General features: G+C 29.2%; 16 protein-coding genes. 14 read left to right on the forward strand and 2 right to left on the reverse strand.

Translation table 11 applies throughout. The annotated features are described in order from the left end of the window. Positions 1-30 precede the first annotated feature (30 nt). The 8 genes from CLOTH_RS03870 (at position 31) to CLOTH_RS03905 (ending at position 8,989) form a co-directional block, all read left to right on the forward strand. On the forward strand, positions 31-696 hold the full coding sequence (locus CLOTH_RS03870) for an MgtC/SapB family protein (protein ID WP_158080452.1): 666 nt from the start codon (positions 31-33) through the stop codon (positions 694-696). 120 nt (positions 697-816) lie between these two features. Continuing rightward, positions 817-2,601 carry an oligoendopeptidase F gene (pepF, locus tag CLOTH_RS03875; protein WP_079411411.1) on the forward strand — a complete coding sequence of 595 codons (1,785 nt, stop codon included), beginning with the start codon at positions 817-819 and terminating at the stop codon, positions 2,599-2,601. A gap of 57 nt (positions 2,602-2,658) precedes the next feature. Beyond that, positions 2,659-3,756: an HD-GYP domain-containing protein gene (locus tag CLOTH_RS03880; RefSeq protein ID WP_158080453.1), complete on the forward strand. Its 1,098-nt coding sequence runs from the start codon at positions 2,659-2,661 to the stop codon at positions 3,754-3,756. An 8-nt stretch (positions 3,757-3,764) separates the two neighbouring features. Next, positions 3,765-5,069, forward strand: coding sequence for a sensor histidine kinase (locus CLOTH_RS03885; protein WP_079411415.1), 1,305 nt, complete (start codon positions 3,765-3,767; stop codon positions 5,067-5,069). Then, positions 5,044-5,883, forward strand: a complete 840-nt coding sequence (locus CLOTH_RS03890) for a response regulator (RefSeq protein ID WP_331721995.1) — start codon at positions 5,044-5,046, stop codon at positions 5,881-5,883. The genes CLOTH_RS03885 and CLOTH_RS03890 overlap by 26 nt, the downstream gene beginning before the upstream one ends. Before the next feature lie 112 nt (positions 5,884-5,995). Continuing rightward, a complete protein-coding gene (locus tag CLOTH_RS03895) occupies positions 5,996-7,270 on the forward strand; it encodes a dicarboxylate/amino acid:cation symporter (protein ID WP_079411417.1) in 1,275 nt (424 codons plus the stop codon). 113 nt (positions 7,271-7,383) lie between these two features. After that, positions 7,384-8,118, forward strand: a complete 735-nt coding sequence (locus CLOTH_RS03900) for a metal ABC transporter ATP-binding protein (protein ID WP_079411419.1) — start codon at positions 7,384-7,386, stop codon at positions 8,116-8,118. 10 nt (positions 8,119-8,128) lie between these two features. Beyond that, complete coding sequence (locus CLOTH_RS03905; RefSeq protein WP_079411421.1) at positions 8,129-8,989, forward strand: metal ABC transporter permease; 861 nt, start codon at positions 8,129-8,131, stop codon at positions 8,987-8,989. 29 nt (positions 8,990-9,018) lie between these two features. On the opposite strand, the gene typA is transcribed toward CLOTH_RS03905, so the two are convergent. After that, positions 9,019-10,836, reverse strand: coding sequence for a translational GTPase TypA (typA, locus tag CLOTH_RS03910; RefSeq protein ID WP_079411423.1), 1,818 nt, complete (start codon positions 10,834-10,836; stop codon positions 9,019-9,021). Positions 10,837-11,022: 186 nt separating this feature from the next. Here typA and phoU point away from each other — a divergent pair, with 186 nt between their 5' ends. Continuing rightward, positions 11,023-11,676 carry a phosphate signaling complex protein PhoU gene (gene phoU, locus CLOTH_RS03915; RefSeq protein ID WP_079411425.1) on the forward strand — a complete coding sequence of 218 codons (654 nt, stop codon included), beginning with the start codon at positions 11,023-11,025 and terminating at the stop codon, positions 11,674-11,676. Between the two features lie 128 nt (positions 11,677-11,804). Next, on the forward strand, positions 11,805-13,139 hold the full coding sequence (gene gdhA / locus CLOTH_RS03920; protein ID WP_079411427.1) for an NADP-specific glutamate dehydrogenase: 1,335 nt from the start codon (positions 11,805-11,807) through the stop codon (positions 13,137-13,139). Between the two features lie 26 nt (positions 13,140-13,165). On the opposite strand, the gene CLOTH_RS03925 is transcribed toward gdhA, so the two are convergent. Beyond that, entirely contained in the window at positions 13,166-14,170 is a 1,005-nt protein-coding gene (locus CLOTH_RS03925) for an ABC transporter substrate-binding protein (RefSeq protein WP_331721996.1), read from the reverse strand. 130 nt (positions 14,171-14,300) lie between these two features. Here CLOTH_RS03925 and CLOTH_RS03930 point away from each other — a divergent pair, with 130 nt between their 5' ends. The 4 genes from CLOTH_RS03930 to CLOTH_RS03945 all read left to right on the forward strand — a co-directional run bounded on the left by CLOTH_RS03930 (position 14,301) and on the right by CLOTH_RS03945 (position 17,429). Beyond that, the gene (locus CLOTH_RS03930; protein ID WP_079411429.1) at positions 14,301-15,326 is read left to right on the forward strand and encodes a TadE/TadG family type IV pilus assembly protein; all 1,026 of its coding nucleotides are present in this window, start codon (positions 14,301-14,303) and stop codon (positions 15,324-15,326) included. A 19-nt stretch (positions 15,327-15,345) separates the two neighbouring features. Continuing rightward, a complete protein-coding gene (locus CLOTH_RS03935; RefSeq protein ID WP_331721997.1) occupies positions 15,346-16,044 on the forward strand; it encodes an MBL fold metallo-hydrolase in 699 nt (232 codons plus the stop codon). A gap of 74 nt (positions 16,045-16,118) precedes the next feature. Then, entirely contained in the window at positions 16,119-16,484 is a 366-nt protein-coding gene (locus CLOTH_RS03940) for a hypothetical protein (protein WP_079411431.1), read from the forward strand. Positions 16,485-16,547: 63 nt separating this feature from the next. Then, positions 16,548-17,429 carry an aromatic acid exporter family protein gene (locus CLOTH_RS03945; RefSeq protein WP_158080454.1) on the forward strand — a complete coding sequence of 294 codons (882 nt, stop codon included), beginning with the start codon at positions 16,548-16,550 and terminating at the stop codon, positions 17,427-17,429. Positions 17,430-17,431 lie beyond the last annotated feature (2 nt).

Here is a 17,431-nt window from a genome sequence, read left to right on the forward strand (position 1 = left end):
GTTAATATAATGAGAAAAAGGGGTGATACTTTGAACAGAGCGGACATCATATACAGGTTACTCCTTGCTATGTTTATAGGGGGGATAGTTGGTATAGAAAGGGAGAAGTCGAATCAGTGGGCAGGTTTTAGAACCCATGTATTAGTTGCTGTTGGATCTTGCGTTGCTGCTATGACATCTTTATTGTTATTTGAAGAATATAGAAGTGTTATAAATTTAGATCCAGGGCGTATACCTGCACAAGTATTGTCAGGAGTAGGTTTTTTAGGTGCAGGAGCTATATTAAAAACTCAAAACAGTATAAGAGGGTTAACGACTGCTGCTGGCATTTGGGTTATGGCAAGTGTTGGGCTTGCTATAGGATATGGATACTATTATCTTAGTATAATGGTTTTAGTATTTTTGCTTATAACATTGTACATGTTAAGGATAATGGAAAAAAAGATAGTACTTAGCAAAACTTCTAACTTTTATGTATATACAACTAATATATCAGACACAGTATCTACAGTAGTTCAAACATTAGAAAGAAATAAAGTAATAATAAAGAATATAGAAATATCTCATACTGAAAGCTCTAATAAATTTTGGGCTATAAATATAACAATAGCCTACAATAGCAAAATATCTATAAAAAAGATACTAGAGAGAATACTAGACTCTCAAGATGTTGTAAAGGTAGATTATATAGAGTAAAAATATGGTATATTTATTATATAAAATGTTATAATGTAGGAGATATTTTAGTGAGAATTTAATAATTAAAAAAGGAAATAACTATAAATATATTTGATAATAAAGTTTTGGAGGTAAAGTATGGGAAAAAAGAGAAATGAGATAAACGACAAATATAAATGGGATCTTGAGAGTATTTACGATAGCGAAGAAAAGTTAAGAGATGATTTTGAAAAAGTAAAAAAACTTTTATCTGATATAGAAAAATACAAAGGTAAATTAGGAGATAATGCAGAAAGTTTATACAATGCGTTATCTCTTTATGAAAATATTGCAAGAACATCTGAAAGTATATATGTGTATACTCATATGAAGCAGCATGAGGATAACACAAATACTAAAAATCAAGCACTATCTGGTAAATCTGAAATGTTATCTACAGAGATATCTACTGCTACATCATTTATAGTTCCAGAAATTATAAGTATAGATGAAAGTAAAATAAATGAATTCATGAAAAATGAAAACTTAAAATGTTACAAAAGATTTATAAACGAAATACTTAGGAAAAAGCCATATACATTATCTCCTAGAGAAGAAGAAATCTTAGCATCATCTTCTGATGTAGCAAATGCTATCGAAAACACATATGAGATGCTTTCTTTTGCAGATCTTAAATTTCCTGAAATTAATGATGAAAATGGGCAAAAGGTTCAGATAACTCACGGGAACTATTCTACTTTTATGCAAAGTAAAAACAGAGATGTAAGAAAAAGTGCATTCACAAGCATGTACGAAACTTATAGTAAATATAAAAATACATTTGCATCTACATTATCAGGTGGAATAAAAAGAGAAATATTTTACTCTAAGATAAGAGGATATAACTCTGCTATAGAGGCATCTTTGTTTCAGGACGATATAAATATAAAGGTTTATGATAATTTATTAGATGTGATAAGTGAAAATATAAATTTACTTCATAGATACCTTAAGTTAAAGAAAGAATTTCTAGGACTAGATGAACTTCATATGTATGACTTATACGTTCCACTAGTACAGAACTTTGATATGAAGGTAAGCTACGAAAAAGCACAAGAACTGATACTTAATGCTTTGAGGCCTTTAGGTGATGAATATGTAAGTTTGGTTAAAAAGTGTTTTGATGAAAGATGGATAGATGTTTATGAAAATGAAGGGAAAAAAGGTGGAGCTTACTCTTGGGGAAGTTATGATTCACATCCATTTATATTAATGAATTATAAAGATGATTTAAATTCATTGTTTACACTAGCTCATGAGATTGGTCACTCTATTCATAGTTATTATTCAAGAAAAAACCAGCCATATATAGATTCTAGATACAAGATATTCGTAGCAGAAGTTGCATCTACATTAAATGAACAGCTTCTTATGGATTATATGCTAAAAAATTCTAGTAGTAAAGAAGAAAGACTTTATTTACTAAATTATTATCTAGAGCAATTTAGGACTACAGTATATAGACAAGTAATGTTTGCTGAATTTGAAAAAATAACTCATGAGAAAATTGAAAATAAAGAGTCTTTAACTTCTGAACAATTTTGTGATATATATTACGATTTAAATGTAAAATATCATGGAAAAGACATGGTTGTAGATAAAGATATACAATTTGAGTGGGCTAGAGTTCCTCATTTTTATTCTAATTTTTATGTATATAAATATGCAACTGGATTTGCCGCTGCATCTACACTTAGTTTTAAAATATTAAACAAAGAGAGTGAATCTGTCGATAAATATATAGAGTTCTTAAAAAGTGGAGGATCTGATTATCCACTTAATCAATTAAGAAAAGCTGGTGTAGATATGGAAGATAAAACTTCTATCGAGATAGCTTTAAGAACATTTGAAGACTTAATAAATAAACTAGAACAAGAAAGGTAATAAATAAAACACCTATAATAAAATTAATTATAGGTGTTTTTAGGTATGGGGTGGTTTATGAGACTTGTAAATATAAATTATATAGACGTAGATAAGTATGAATACTATCTTGGTAGAACCGTTAGTAGTGAAGGTGTTGTTTTATTAAAGCAAGGTGTAAAGTTAAATGAGAACTATGTAAAACAACTAAATTTAAAAGGAATACATTATATATATGTTATAGATGAAGTATCTGAAGGTATAGAAATCAAGGAAGTTATATCACCAGATAAATATTTTAAAATGAAAGATGTAGTAAAAGATCAGTTTAATAAGGTTAAGAAAAATGTGAATATAGGACTTAATATGAATATCATAAATAATACTGTGGATGATATTTTGACTATGCTAACTTCAAACAAAGATATATATTTGAGTATAAATGAGATGAGAAATATGGATGATTATTTATATGAACATAGCCTAAATGTTGCTATATCTTGCCTTTATACAGGTATACTTTTGAAGTATGACAAAATGAAGCTTCATAAGTTAGCTGTTGGAGCTCTTCTTCATGATGTAGGAAAGTTATTTATAGATCCAAAAGTATTGAACAAGCCTTCAAATTTAACTATTGAAGAAAGAAAAGAAATAGAAAAGCATCCTGAACTTGGATATAGATTTATATCAGATAACTACGGAAATCAAATACAACCACAGAGTAAACAAATTATACTTCAACATCATGAAAAATGGAATGGAAGCGGTTATCCTAATCAACTATCTGGAGAAAGAATATATGAAATGGCTAGAATATGTTGTATATGTGATGCGTTTGATGCATTGACATCTAAGAGGGTATATAGAAATCCTATGCCTATTTATTTAGCATCTGAATATATATATTCTCTTGGAAATATAGAATTTGACTTTGAAATAGCAAAATTATTTTTATCTAAAATTGTTAGATTTAAGGAAGGAAGTATTGTTAAGTTATCGGATGGATCTAAAGGAATAGTTTACTCTCAAAATAAATCTGCACTTGATAGACCTATTATAAAGTTATTAGTAAGTAAAGAAGGATATAGTATTGGTCACAAAAACATATTTATAGATTTATTGGAGGAAAAGACACTGTTTATAGAGAAACAATTAGAAAGTACAATTTTAGATTAGGTGATTTTATGAACAAGATTAAAAAGATGCTCTTAATAGCTTTTTCTATAGCTTTAATATCACAGGTATATATAAATTTATTTTCTAATAATTTTAGAATATCTTTAGCTGTGATATTTTTTCCTATATTTTTGCTAAATTACAGTCAATTAAATGTTATTGCTACATCAATTATCACTTCGTTTACTGTATTTATATTTAGAAGTGTTATACATTATTATAGTGTTTATAGTGAAGCAGCATTTATAATCAACTACCCTGTTATATTTTTTTATATATTATATGGAATAGGTTTTTATATACTTGATATAAGGAATGAAAAAGATACAATTAAAGTAATATTAAGTCTTTGGATTTGCGATTTTATTTCTAATTTATTTGAAGTATTAATTAGAACTGAAAATATTGTTAATATAGATATATACAGTGTATCTAAGATACTTGCGATAATAGCACTTATAAGGGTTATACTAGTATTTCTTATAATTACTTTGACAAAGCACTATAAACTACTTCTGATGAAAGAAGAACATGAAGAAAGATATAGAAAGCTTATTTTATTGATATCTAGCTTAAAATCAGAAATATATTTAATGAACAAAAATATTGATAATATAGAGCTTGTTATGAACAATGCTTTCAAATTATACAAAGATATGTCAGATGAAAATGCAAATCAAACATCCTTAGCTCTTTCTATAGCTAAGGATGTTCATGAAATAAAGAAAGATTATATAAGGGTTATAAGAGGAATTGAAGAACTTACTGTAAACAAAATAGAATATACTAAGATGAGTTTAAAGGATATATTTTATATTTTAGAAGATAGCACGAGTAAGTATATATCAGCCGAAGGAAAAGATATAGACATTATTTTTCAAAGGGAAGGAAATTTTTATACTAAATATCACTATACGCTTATATCTATACTTAGGAATTTAATACAGAACTCAATAGAATCTATAGATACTATAGGTCAAAAGGGAACTATAATGGTTAGACATTTTGAAGATAATGATGTTCACAATTTCATAGTGTATGATAATGGAAAAGGAATTAAACAAAAGGATATTGATTATATATTTAACCCTGGATTTTCCACTAAATTCAATAACAAAACAGGGGACATAAATAGGGGTCTAGGTCTAACTTTAGTCAAAGATATAGTTGAAAATGAATTTAGTGGAAGAATAAAAGTCAACTCTCAGTATGAAGATGGAACTATATTTGAGATAAAGATTCCAAAGATAAAGATAGAGTATATTAAGTCACAAGAGGGGGATGGTGATGAATATGAGGTTTTACATAGTTGATGATGATATAAATATAGTAAAGATACTTGAAAATATAATTGAAGACAAGAATATAGGTGAAGTTGTTGGATACTCTACAAGTGGATTAGAATGCGTTGATGACATAAATTTCAAAAAACCAGACATAATTATAGTAGATCTGTTGATGCCAGGTAAAGATGGAATAGAAGTTGTAGAAGATATAAAAAGTATGAATAATACTTTTAAAATTATAATGATATCGCAGGTTTCTTCTAAGGATTTAATAGAACAAGCATATTCAAAGGGAATTGAATTTTTTATAAGTAAGCCTATAAATATAGTTGAAGTTGTGAAAGTTATAGAAAATGTAATAGACAAGATAAAAATGGAAAAAACTCTTGGAAAAATAAAGAATATGTTCACTAACTTAGAATTAAAACAAGATGAGGAAAGTAACAAATCGGGCACTGAAAAAATAAGATTTATACTATCAAAACTTGGTATATTAGGAGAAATAGGAAGTAAAGATATAATAAATATCTGTGAATATTTAATAAATAGCAAGCAAAAAATGTTTAATTATAAAGTAAGTGAGATATGTGAAAAATTAAGCGACAATCCAAAGGCCATGGAACAAAGAATAAGACGAGCTTTGAATAAAGGACTTACTAATATTGCAAGTTTGGGAATAGAAGATTATATGAATGAAGATTTCGTATCTTACTCAAATACATTGTATAACTTTGAAGATGTAAGGCTTCAAATGGATTACATAAGAAACAAAAATACATATGGTGGCAAGGTTAGTATAAAGAAGTTTATAGAAGGATTACTGCTACACAATGAATGTTGATATTTAGAAATATTCAATTTACTGAATAATTTAAATTTTTCAAAATATTTTTGAGTTTTTTTGTAACTCCCTTTTATAATGAAAGAAAATAAAATAAAGGGGAGGGGTAAAAATGAAAAAGAAAGCAAGTCTTACTTCTAAGATTTTTGCAGGACTTATTTTAGGTGCTATATTTGGAATTATACTTAGTAAAGTTCCAGGCGGATTTATTAAAGACACATTACTTATCAACGGAATATTTAAGCTAGCAGGTAGAGGATTTATAAACGGAATAAGAATGCTTGTAGTACCACTTGTATTTGTTTCTCTTGTATGTGGATCAGCAGCTATTGGAGATGTAAAGAAATTAGGAAGAGTTGGAGTTAAAACTTTAGGGTTTTATATGGTTACAACTGCTATAGCTATAACGATAGCTTTAGTTTTAGGAAATGTTATAAATCCAGGTGTTGGACTTGATTTATCTAAAGTTATGACATCAGAGCCTACGATAGGTCAGGCAAGTCCTTTAGTTGATATAATAATAGATATGATACCAATAAACCCAATTCAGTCTATGGCTGAAGGATCAATGCTACAAATTATCGTATTTTCACTTTTAACTGGGCTTAGTATAGCTTTAGTTGGAGAAAAAGCACAGCCAGTATTTAAAATATTTGAGTCGTTAAATGAAGTAATAATGAAGATGGTAGGGGTTGTTATGTTATTTGCTCCATATGGAGTATTTGCATTAATAGCTAACACATTTGCAACAGTTGGATTTGATGCTATGTGGCCTCTTGCTAAGTATATGATAGGAGTTTTGTTAGCTTTAGCAATTCATGCAACAGCAACTTATATGGGAATACTAAGTTTAATTGGAAAGTTAAATCCGGTTATATTCTTTAAAAAGTTTGCACCAACTATGAGCGTTGCGTTCTCAACTTCATCAAGTAATGCTACATTACCACTTACTATAGAAACAGCTGAGGAAAAATTAGGTGTATCAAAGAGCGTTGCGTCATTTACTTTACCGCTTGGAGCTACAATTAATATGGATGGAACAGCTATAATGCAAGGTGTAGCTGTAGTATTTATATCTCAGATATATGGAATAGAATTATCATTACAAGCATTCCTTACTGTAATAGTAACAGCTACTTTAGCATCTGTAGGTACAGCAGGAGTTCCTGGTGTTGGTCTTATAACTTTATCTATGGTACTTCAGTCTGTAGGATTGCCAGTTGAAGGGATAGCTTTAATAATAGGAATAGATAGATTATTAGATATGAGTAGAACTGTTGTTAATATAACAGGAGATACTGTTTGTACACTTGTTGTAGCTAAATCAGAAGGAGAATTTGATGAGAGTATATATTACTCAGATGTAAAAAAAGAAATTACAGCTTAATCAAAAATAGGGGTAGATATGAAATCATATCTATCCCTATTTTTTTCGAATAATACATAGTAAAATTTGGTATAATATATAGTTAAGATGTAGGTTTTAGCAGGAGGGATTATATGAAGACTATACTAGAAGTAAAAAATTTAAATTTTAGCTATGGAAATTATAAAGTTATTGATAATGTTAGTTTTGATATAAATTATGGTGATTATTTTGGTGTTGTAGGCCCAAATGGTTCTGGAAAAACAACACTTTTGAAGTTAATGTTAGGTATACTAACGCCAAGTAGTGGAGAAATTAGATTCTTTGGTCAGAGGTTAAAAGATCTAAAGGAAAGAAATAAAATAGGATATGTTTCTCAAAAAGCTAATTCTTTCAATGTTAATTTTCCAGCTACTGTTGAAGAAATTATACTTTTTACTTTGAAGTCTTTATATAAAAATAACTATGACATAAAACAAAAAACTTATGAAGCGCTTAGTAAAGTTGATATGTTAAATTATAAAGATAGACTTATAGGTGATTTATCAGGGGGTCAGCAACAAAGGGTATTCATTGCAAGGGCTTTAGCTACAGATCCTAATATATTGTTTTTAGATGAGCCAACAGTTGGAGTTGACTATAAATCTCAAGAAGATTTCTACAATATAGCAGAAAAATTGAATTCATCAGGAGTTTCTATATTTATGGTTTCCCATGATGTTGGTGTTATAATTAACAAAGTAAATAAAGTTGCGTGTATAGGTAATGGAAAAGTTTATATACATCCTACTGATGAGATTAAGGGAATAGAAAATAGTTTAAATAAAATATATGGTAAAAATATTGAGTTTATAAATCATAGTCACTAGGAGGGGTTATATGATAGAAATTTTATCTTATGATTTTATGCAAAGAGCTTTGTTTGGAGGGGTTATTATAGGATTTATAGCTCCTTTGATAGGGATCTTTATAGTCCTAAGAAGGATGTCTTTAATAGGAGATAGTTTATCACATGTAGCCTTATCGGGTGTAGCTTTATCTGCATTTATAGGTATAAATCCTCTTATAGGAGCTGTGGTATTTTGTGTTCTTGGATCTTTAGGAATTCAGAATTTAAGAGAAAATTATGGTAAGTTTGAAGAAGTGTCGCTTGCTGTAGTTATGTCTGGTGGTATAGCACTTGCAGTAGTACTTATGGGATTATCTAAAAATATTGGTATAAGTTTTATGTCTTACTTATTTGGTAGTATAGGATCTATATCTAGCTTTGACATAATTGTTATGTGCATTTTGGCGGGGATTATCCTGATTTTCTTGAGAATATATTTTAACAAACTATTTTATATATCATTTGATGAGGAAACTGCAAAGGTATCAGGAATAGAAGTTGACCTTATAAATAATATATTTATGATTTTGATTTCTTTTATGATAGTTATCTCGATGAGAATAGTTGGGATTTTGCTTATATCTTCTCTGGTTGTAATACCTGTTGCAGCTGCTATGCAGGTATCAAAGAGCTTTAAAAATACACTTATTTTATCTTGTGTGTTTGGAGAAATATCGGTTTTGTGTGGGATAATTTTATCTTATTATTTTGATTTAGCTTCTGGAGGTATTATAGTTTTAATAAGTATATTTATATTGTTATGTTGTGTTATGTACAAAAATATTAGTAGTATAAAAATTAAAGTGTCAAGAAAAGCTATATCTGTAGCGAATGATTTAGTGAGAAGGTAAGTATTTACAATAAAAAATAAAGGGTAAGTTTACCCTTTATTTCTATTAGCTTTAACTCTTTCATGTTCGTTTAATAATTTTTTTCTAAGCCTTATACTATCAGGTGTTATTTCTACAAGTTCATCATCTGCTATAAATTCTAAAGCTTCTTCAAGTGTGAATATTCTAGGATTAGGAACATTAAGTGCATCGTCAGATCCTGAAGCTCTTACATTTGTAAGCTTTTTGTTTTTGCAAGGATTTACAGTCATATCTTCTTTTCTACTGTTCATTCCTATTATCATTCCTTCATATACCTCAGCTCCTGGCTCTATAAACATAGTAGCCCTTTCACTTAAATTGCATATAGAATATGCCATAGCAGTTCCGTTAACTTGAGAAATTAAAACTCCATTATTTCTTTGAGGAATTTCACCTTTGTATTCTTCAAATCTTTCGAATGAACGAACTAAAGTTCCTTCTCCTCTTGTATCGTTTATAAATTCACTTCTATATCCTAAAAGCCCTCTAGTTGGAGCAAGATATTCTATTTTAACATAGTTGTTCTCTGAAGTCATAGACTCCATTATGCCTTTTCTTACGTTAAGCTTTGATATAACAGTCCCTGAGTATTCTTCTGGAACATTTACAATAACTCTTTCAATTGGTTCCATAAGCTTATCATTTTCTTTATACATTAAAACTTCAGGTTTAGAAACTCCAACTTCATATCCTTCTCTTCTCATGTTTTCAAGTAGAATAGATAAGTGAAGCTCACCACGACCAGAAACTTTATATCCATCTGTACTTTCTAAGGCTTCAACTTTAAGACCTACATTAACTTCAAGCTCTTTTTCGAGTCTAGCTTTTATGTGTCTTGTAGTTACAAACTTTCCACTTTTTCCAGCGAAAGGTGAATCGTTAACTAAGAAATTCATAGATAAAGTAGGTTCTTCTATTTTTATCATTTCCATAGGTATAATATTATTTTCATCACATACTGTTTCACCTATTGATATATCAGATATTCCAGCTATAACGGCTATATCTCCACTTTGAGCTTCTTTTACAGATACTTGTTTTAGTCCTTGGTATACGAAAAGTTTTGTTATTTTTCCTTTTCCAATACTTCCATCAGCTTTAGATATAGAAACTGATTGTCCTTCTTTGATAGTTCCCTTATATATTCTACCTATACCAAGTCTTCCTATATACTCATCATAAGCAAGTGCTGATATTTGCATTTGAAGTGGATCGGTGTTAAAATTAGGATATACGCTTACGTGATTTAGTATAGTGTCAAATAAAGGTGATAAATCTGTTGAAGAATCATCTAGTTCTTTCTTTGCAATACCATCTTTTGCAATACCATATATAATAGGGAAATCTAGCTGTTCATCTGTGGCATTTAATTCAACGAATAAATCAAATACCATATTTACAACTTCTTCAGCCCTTTGATCTTTCTTGTCTATCTTATTTATAAATAAAATAGGTTTAAGTCCAAGTTCTAATGATTTTTGAAGAACGAATCTAGTTTGAGGCATAGGGCCTTCACTAGAATCAACAAGTAGTATAACGGTATCTACTGTTTTTATTACTCTTTCAACTTCAGACGAAAAGTCAGAGTGTCCTGGTGTGTCTACGATGTTTATTTTTACGTCTTTATATTCTATAGAACAGTTTTTAGAATATATAGTTATTCCTCTTTCTCTTTCTATATCATTACTATCCATTACGCAGTCTACAACGTGTTCATTTTCTCTAAACACTCCACTTTGACTTAAAAAAGCATCTACTAAAGTAGATTTTCCGGCATCAACGTGTGCTATAACAGCTATATTGATTATATTTTGTCTATTTAACATATGATTGTCAACTCCTTATAAGATTGCATCACTATATTCTACACCTAAATATAACAATAATCAAATAATATTTTGTAAAATTAATAGTAAATATAATGTTAAATTAGTTATGTTATGGCAATAAATGAATAAATATTCCATAAATAAGCATATTATTAAAAATACATAATCTAAGGAGGGGTTATTATGGGTAGAGACAATTTCCATAATTCAGTACTAGAATTAAAAGAAGAAGTAATTGATATGATTGAAAAAGTAGAAATAATACTACAAAAATCTATAGATTCTTTAATAAACAAAGATGTAGACCTTGCAAGAGAAGTTATAAGGTTAGATGATGAAGTAGATGGATGTATGGCTAAAATAGAGGATAAGGCTATAGAACTTATAGCTCTTCAGCAGCCTATGGCAAAGGATTTGAGGGTAATATTTTCTATATCTAAAATAATTACTGATATAGAAAGAGTAGGGGATTATTGTGTAAATGTTGCTAAGGAAACTATAAAGATAGGAAATGAGGATCATATAAAAGAACTTATAGACATACCTAAGATGAGAGATATAATTCTTAATATGCTAAGAAATACTAAATTAAGCTTTAAGATGGAAGATGTAACACTTGCTTACAAAGTTGGAGAAGAAGATGAGCTTATAGATAATCTATATAAAGACATATATAGAGATATATTAGCTTTAATACATAAAGATGAGAAAAATATAAATCAAGGAACTAAATTGTTGTTCGTTGGAAGATATTTAGAAAGAATGGCAGATCATATAACTAATGTATGTGAAAGAATAATATACATAACTAAAGGAGAAAAGGTAGATATAAACTAAAACATACCTATGTAGGTATGTTTTTTTCAGAAAATTTGATATATATATGTTGAAAAATATACCATAAGTTGTATAATTACAAGTATAAGAGGTTTTGCTCTTAAAAAACGAATATAGGGGGGACAAACATGTCATTAATACAAGAAGTATTAGAACAAGTGAAGAAAAGAAACCCAGGTGAAACAGAATTTCATCAAGCAGTAGAAGAAGTTTTAATTTCTCTAGAACCAGTTATACAAAAACATCCAGAGTATGTTGAAGCTGGAATAATAGAGAGAATAGTTGAGCCAGAAAGACAAGTAATGTTTAGAGTGCCATGGGTTGATGATAATGGTAAAGTTCACGTTAACAGAGGATTTAGAGTACAGTTCAATAGCGCAATAGGACCTTATAAAGGGGGAATTAGATTCCATCCTTCTGTATACTTAGGAATAATCAAATTCTTAGGATTTGAACAAATATTCAAAAACTCATTAACTGGACTTCCGATAGGTGGAGGAAAAGGTGGAGCTGACTTTGATCCTAAAGGAAAATCAGATGGAGAGATAATGAGATTCTGCCAAAGCTTTATGACAGAACTGTATAGACATATAGGACAAGATATTGACGTTCCTGCAGGAGATATAGGTGTTGGAGCTAGAGAAATCGGATATATGTATGGACAATATAAGAGAATAAGAAATGCTTATGAAGCAGGAGTTTTAACAGGTAAAGGACTTACATACGGTGGTTCATTAGTTAGAACACAAGCTACAGGTTATGGACTTATTTACTTTGTAAGAGAAATGCTTAAAGAGCATGGACATAGCCTAGAAGGAAAAGAAGTAGTTATATCAGGATCTGGTAATGTTGCTATATATGCTTGCCAAAAGGCTCAAAGCTATGGTGCTAAAGTTGTTGCAATGTCAGATTCAGGTGGATACATATACCATAAAGATGGAATAAACTTAGACACTATAAGACAAATAAAAGAAGTAGAAAGAAAGAGAATTAGTGAGTACATAAAACATCATCCAGAAGCTGAGTATCATGAGGGAAGAGGACTTTGGTCTGTTAAGTGTGATATAGCTTTACCATGTGCTACTCAAAATGACATAGATGTTGAAGATGCAAAAGCTCTTATAGCTAATGGAGTTATAGCTGTTGGAGAGGGAGCTAATATGCCTTGTACAAATGAAGCATTAAGCTTGCTTATAGAAAGCAATATATTAGTTGCTCCAGCTAAGGCTGCTAACGCAGGTGGAGTTGCAACTTCTGCTCTTGAAATGTCACAAAATAGTATGAGATTATCTTGGACATTTGAAGAAGTTGATGCAAAATTAGATCAAATAATGGTTGATATATTTAGTGCAGCTAAGAAAGCGGCAAAAGAATACGGATTTGAAGGAAACTATGTTGCAGGAGCTAACATAGCGGGCTTTTTAAAAGTAGCTCAAGCTATGATGGCACAAGGTATAGTATAATAAGCAAAAGGGCATTGCCCTTTTGCTTATTTTATGTTTTCTATAGATACTTTAGCAAAATCTGTATTAACTATTTTTTCATAAGGAGCTCTTTTATCAAGCTCTCCTGCAAGTTGCATTATATCCATTAGATGATCTAGGCTTTCTTTTTCAAGAACTGGATTTTTAGACCAAGTATCCTGATCTTTATATCTTCTTACAACCTCAGTTAAAGATTCTAAATCTATATCAGGGAAGTGAGGAGCTATAGAATTTGCGATAGCTTCAGGAGTGTTATTTTGAACCCATATTTGAGCCTTGTATATAGCATTAGTGAATTTTTGAATTATATGTGGATTTTTTTCTATATAGGATTTAGTAGCTGAATAACAAGTGTAAGGAATATAACCAGATTCTTTACCTATAGATGCTACTATATAACCTTGCTTTTCTTTCTCGAGGGAATAAGCAGTAGGTTCAAATAGTGTTACATAATCACCTTCTCCACCTACAAATGCTCCAGCCATAACAGCAAATTGAATATCAGTTCTAACTATAACGTCTTTACCTATCTCAAGACCTTTGTTTTTTAGGACATACTCAAGTGTCATCTGAGGCATTCCGCCTTTTCTTCCACCTATTATAGTTTTACCTTTTAGCTTGTCAAAAGTGAAGTTATCATCTTTATCTCTTCCAAGAAGGAAAGATCCATCTCTTTGAGTTAGTTGAGCAAAATTTATAGCGTAGTCTTCTTTTCCTTGATTGTATACGTATATAGAAGCTTCAGGTCCCATAAATCCTATATCCACTTCGTTTGACAAAAGTGCAGCCATAGTTTTATCTGCTCCTTGAGTATTTATAAGATCTATACTTAATCCCTCATCTTCAAAGAAACCTTCGCTAATTGCTACGTATTGAGGTGCGTAAAATACAGAGTGAGTAACCTCTGCAAGTTTAACTTTTGTTAACTCCTTAGGTGTGCATCCACTTAAAGTTAAGGAAACCATGAATATAAAAGATAAAATAAAAACTAACTTTCTAGACAATCTCACAAAACTCCCTCCTTACAAAAATTTTCTCTGTAATCACAATATATTATTTAGGCATTTAAAAGTTACATAAAATTAGGTACAAAACATTTATATATACATAATCTGTATTAGAACAAAAAGAGGTGATAATATGGATAAAAAAGGATATGTAATGGTTTTTTTGCCTATAATATTTATAGTACTATTTGGGTTTATAGGTCTTGCAATTGATCTATCGATTGTGGTTTATAACAAACAACATCTCCAAGATGTGGTTGATTTTGCCGCAATATCATCTATTCAAGAGGCCACTAAAAATAAGAGCCAAGTAATTAGAACCTCTAGAGAATATCTTAATAAAAATGGAATAAATGATATAGATATAGTTAAAATAATTTATCCATATGATGGAGATGATTATAAAATTAAAATATCAGCAAGTAGAAAAGTAAAATTAACATTCTTATCAATACTCGGATTTAAAGAAACAACTGTACTGGTCAATTCTATTGCAAAATTAAATAGAGATTTAAGATATGCGATATTTCAAAATAGTAATGATGTATTGTATATAAATACAGCAATAAGAGTAGAAGGAAATATACATTCAAATGGAGATATAAATCTGCAGTCAAGAGATATAATTGTTAATGGAATAGTTGAAGGGGTAGGAAAAATTAACTCAAGAACAACAAATGTAAGTCAATTCATTGAAAATTGCCCATATATAAAAATGCCTTACTATAATATACAAGACTACAGAAATAAAGCTACTATATATTACAATAATAGTATAACTATAGATAATAAGCTTACCCTAAATCAGGATCAAATAATATTTGTTAACGGAGATATAACAGTAAAAGCTAAAACAGAAGGTAGAGGAAAAATTATTGCAACTGGTAACATAACCTTCACTGGAAATGATATAATCTATGGAACAGATAAAGATGAAATAATGTTTATGGCAGGTAGGAATATATGGTTTTCTGGAACAAAATCACAATATTCAGGTATTTTTTACACATATTCAGGCGAAATAAATTTTAGCTGTTCAAATTCAAGTGTGTATGGAAGATTATACGCAAATAAGATAAAATTAATTGGGGGTAACAACCAAATATATCCATACAACATGGAAATTTCTGATACTTGGAGTACTAGTCTTGTAGAATAAAAATAGTATGGAGGATACAATGCTGAACAAGGTAAAAATAAATTATATATGTAATAGTGGATTTAAGGTGAGAATTAAAGATAGTCTTTTTATATTTGATTACTACAAAGATGAAATTAATGTAATAGACATAAATGAACTTATAGAAAGCAAGAGTATATTTGTATTTGTTAGCCACTCTCATTATGACCATTTCAATGAAGAAATATTTAATTGGAAAAAATACAATAATAATATACACTATATATTAAGTAGCGATATAAAAATAAAAGAGGAAGGTTATTATTATTTAAATCCGTACTCAGAGTTACAAATAGAAAATATAAAAGTAAAAACATATGGATCTACAGATGAAGGTGTGTCTTTTCTAGTAAACGTACATGATCTAAATATATTTCATGCAGGAGATTTAAATCTATGGTACTGGAAAGAAGATACTGAAGAAAACAAAAATTATGCAAAAGATTGGTTCGAAAAAGAAATAGATAACATATTAGGTGAAGATATAGATATAGCATTTTTTCCAGTTGATCCTAGACTAGAAGAATATGCTATGTGTGGTGGAAAGTATTTTATAGAAAAATTAAGACCTAAGGTATTTATACCTATGCATTTTGGAGAGAATTTTGGTATAACTAGCGAGTTCAAAGATATTATCAAATGTAAAGAAGTAGAAGTTATTCGTATATCAAGTTATGGTGAAGAGATAATTATATAAAACAATAACAAAATAATAGTAGTTACATATTATGAATACTGAGAAAGTTAACAATATATAAAAGGGGGATTAATATGTATAACTACTATTATGATAATTATCTACAACATTGCAAAAAAAGGTATGAAGCTATGTGCCCAAGTGTATATCGAGAAATAGCACCTATAGTTGTAAGAGTATGCATGGAAGATGATAATAACATATATGTATTCCCAAATGAAAAAGCAGTTGATGATATGGTTGAGAAAGTATGTAAATATTATGATGAACAAAATAAGACAAGAGATGATTATGATGGTGATGATGAGTATAGACGAAGAAGAAGAGGTATATTTGGAGACTTTGTAAGATTTCTTATTTTGAGGAATTTATTTGATAGAAGACGTAGATGCTTTGGAAGAAGACCTTTTGGTGGATATGGATATTACGATTGTTATTAAAGCTTGGGGGTTTGCCTCCAAGTTTTTTAAATAAATTAAATGAATTATCAAGGAAGTGATAGCTTGAAGTTGGGGATGAGAACTATAAAAACAGGAATAGCAGTATTTTTATGTGTAATAGTATTTGAAATATTTAATATGGGTTCAGCTATGTATGCATGTCTTGCTGCTATAATATCTATGCAAAATACTGTTATTTCTTCTTTTAAAGCTGGAAAAAATAGAATGATAGGAACTACTATAGGAGCATTTGTTGGATTTATATGTGCAAGTATTATGCCAGAAAGTGCAATTTTATCAGGGATAGGGATTATGAGTGTTATACACATATCTAATATTCTAAAAAGCAAGGAATCACTTTCTATTGCAGGGGTTGTATTTTGTGCAATTATGTTAAAGTTAGAAGGTCAGAGTGTAATAGTTTATAGTTTTAGTAGAATAATAGATACATTTATAGGAATTGCAATTGCTATTTTAGTTAATTATTTTGTTGCTCCTCCAAAGTACTTTGAGAAGATAGACGAAAAGTACAAAGAAATAGTTAATGATATATTTTTATTATTTAAAGATGAGGTATCTAAAAATAAACCTATAGATTTAAGTAAAATAAATAAGGATATTTCCAATTTTGAAAAGCTTGTTGACACATACATAGAAGAATTTAGGGTTAGAAAAGATGAAGAAGTAGAAATTGAAAAAATAAGAAAAGTACTAAATGAATGCAAGAAAATTTATTTTAACTTAGAAATTATAGCTTCTTTAGATGATCAAGGTTTCTTGAATAAAGAAAATTGTAATAATTTGAATAAGCTTTACAATTTCAGATTTGAATATCTAGATTATGATGAAGGTGACTTAGATATAGTATACAATTATCACATTAAGAATATAATAAATTCTATTCATACACTTAACAAAACAATAGGTATTTGTACTATAATATAAAA

It is taken from the genome of Alkalithermobacter paradoxus, assembly GCA_002029295.1.
GTDB classification, from domain to species: domain Bacteria; phylum Bacillota; class Clostridia; order Peptostreptococcales; family Peptostreptococcaceae; genus Alkalithermobacter; species Alkalithermobacter paradoxus.

What these genes read in the sequence shown, in the direction of transcription:
- pepF (WP_079411411.1), top strand. Translation starts at nt 817, where the DNA reads ATGGGAAAAAAGAGAAATGAGATAAACGACAAATATAAATGGGATCTT.
- CLOTH_RS03880 (WP_158080453.1), top strand. Translation starts at nt 2,659, where the DNA reads ATGAGACTTGTAAATATAAATTATATAGACGTAGATAAGTATGAATAC.
- CLOTH_RS03885 (WP_079411415.1), top strand. Translation starts at nt 3,765, where the DNA reads ATGAACAAGATTAAAAAGATGCTCTTAATAGCTTTTTCTATAGCTTTA.
- CLOTH_RS03890 (WP_331721995.1), top strand. Translation starts at nt 5,044, where the DNA reads ATGAATATGAGGTTTTACATAGTTGATGATGATATAAATATAGTAAAG.
- CLOTH_RS03895 (WP_079411417.1), top strand. Translation starts at nt 5,996, where the DNA reads ATGAAAAAGAAAGCAAGTCTTACTTCTAAGATTTTTGCAGGACTTATT.
- CLOTH_RS03900 (WP_079411419.1), top strand. Translation starts at nt 7,384, where the DNA reads ATGAAGACTATACTAGAAGTAAAAAATTTAAATTTTAGCTATGGAAAT.
- CLOTH_RS03905 (WP_079411421.1), top strand. Translation starts at nt 8,129, where the DNA reads ATGATAGAAATTTTATCTTATGATTTTATGCAAAGAGCTTTGTTTGGA.
- typA (WP_079411423.1), bottom strand. Translation starts at nt 10,836, where the DNA reads ATGTTAAATAGACAAAATATAATCAATATAGCTGTTATAGCACACGTT.
- phoU (WP_079411425.1), top strand. Translation starts at nt 11,023, where the DNA reads ATGGGTAGAGACAATTTCCATAATTCAGTACTAGAATTAAAAGAAGAA.
- gdhA (WP_079411427.1), top strand. Translation starts at nt 11,805, where the DNA reads ATGTCATTAATACAAGAAGTATTAGAACAAGTGAAGAAAAGAAACCCA.
- CLOTH_RS03930 (WP_079411429.1), top strand. Translation starts at nt 14,301, where the DNA reads ATGGATAAAAAAGGATATGTAATGGTTTTTTTGCCTATAATATTTATA.
- CLOTH_RS03935 (WP_331721997.1), top strand. Translation starts at nt 15,346, where the DNA reads ATGCTGAACAAGGTAAAAATAAATTATATATGTAATAGTGGATTTAAG.
- CLOTH_RS03940 (WP_079411431.1), top strand. Translation starts at nt 16,119, where the DNA reads ATGTATAACTACTATTATGATAATTATCTACAACATTGCAAAAAAAGG.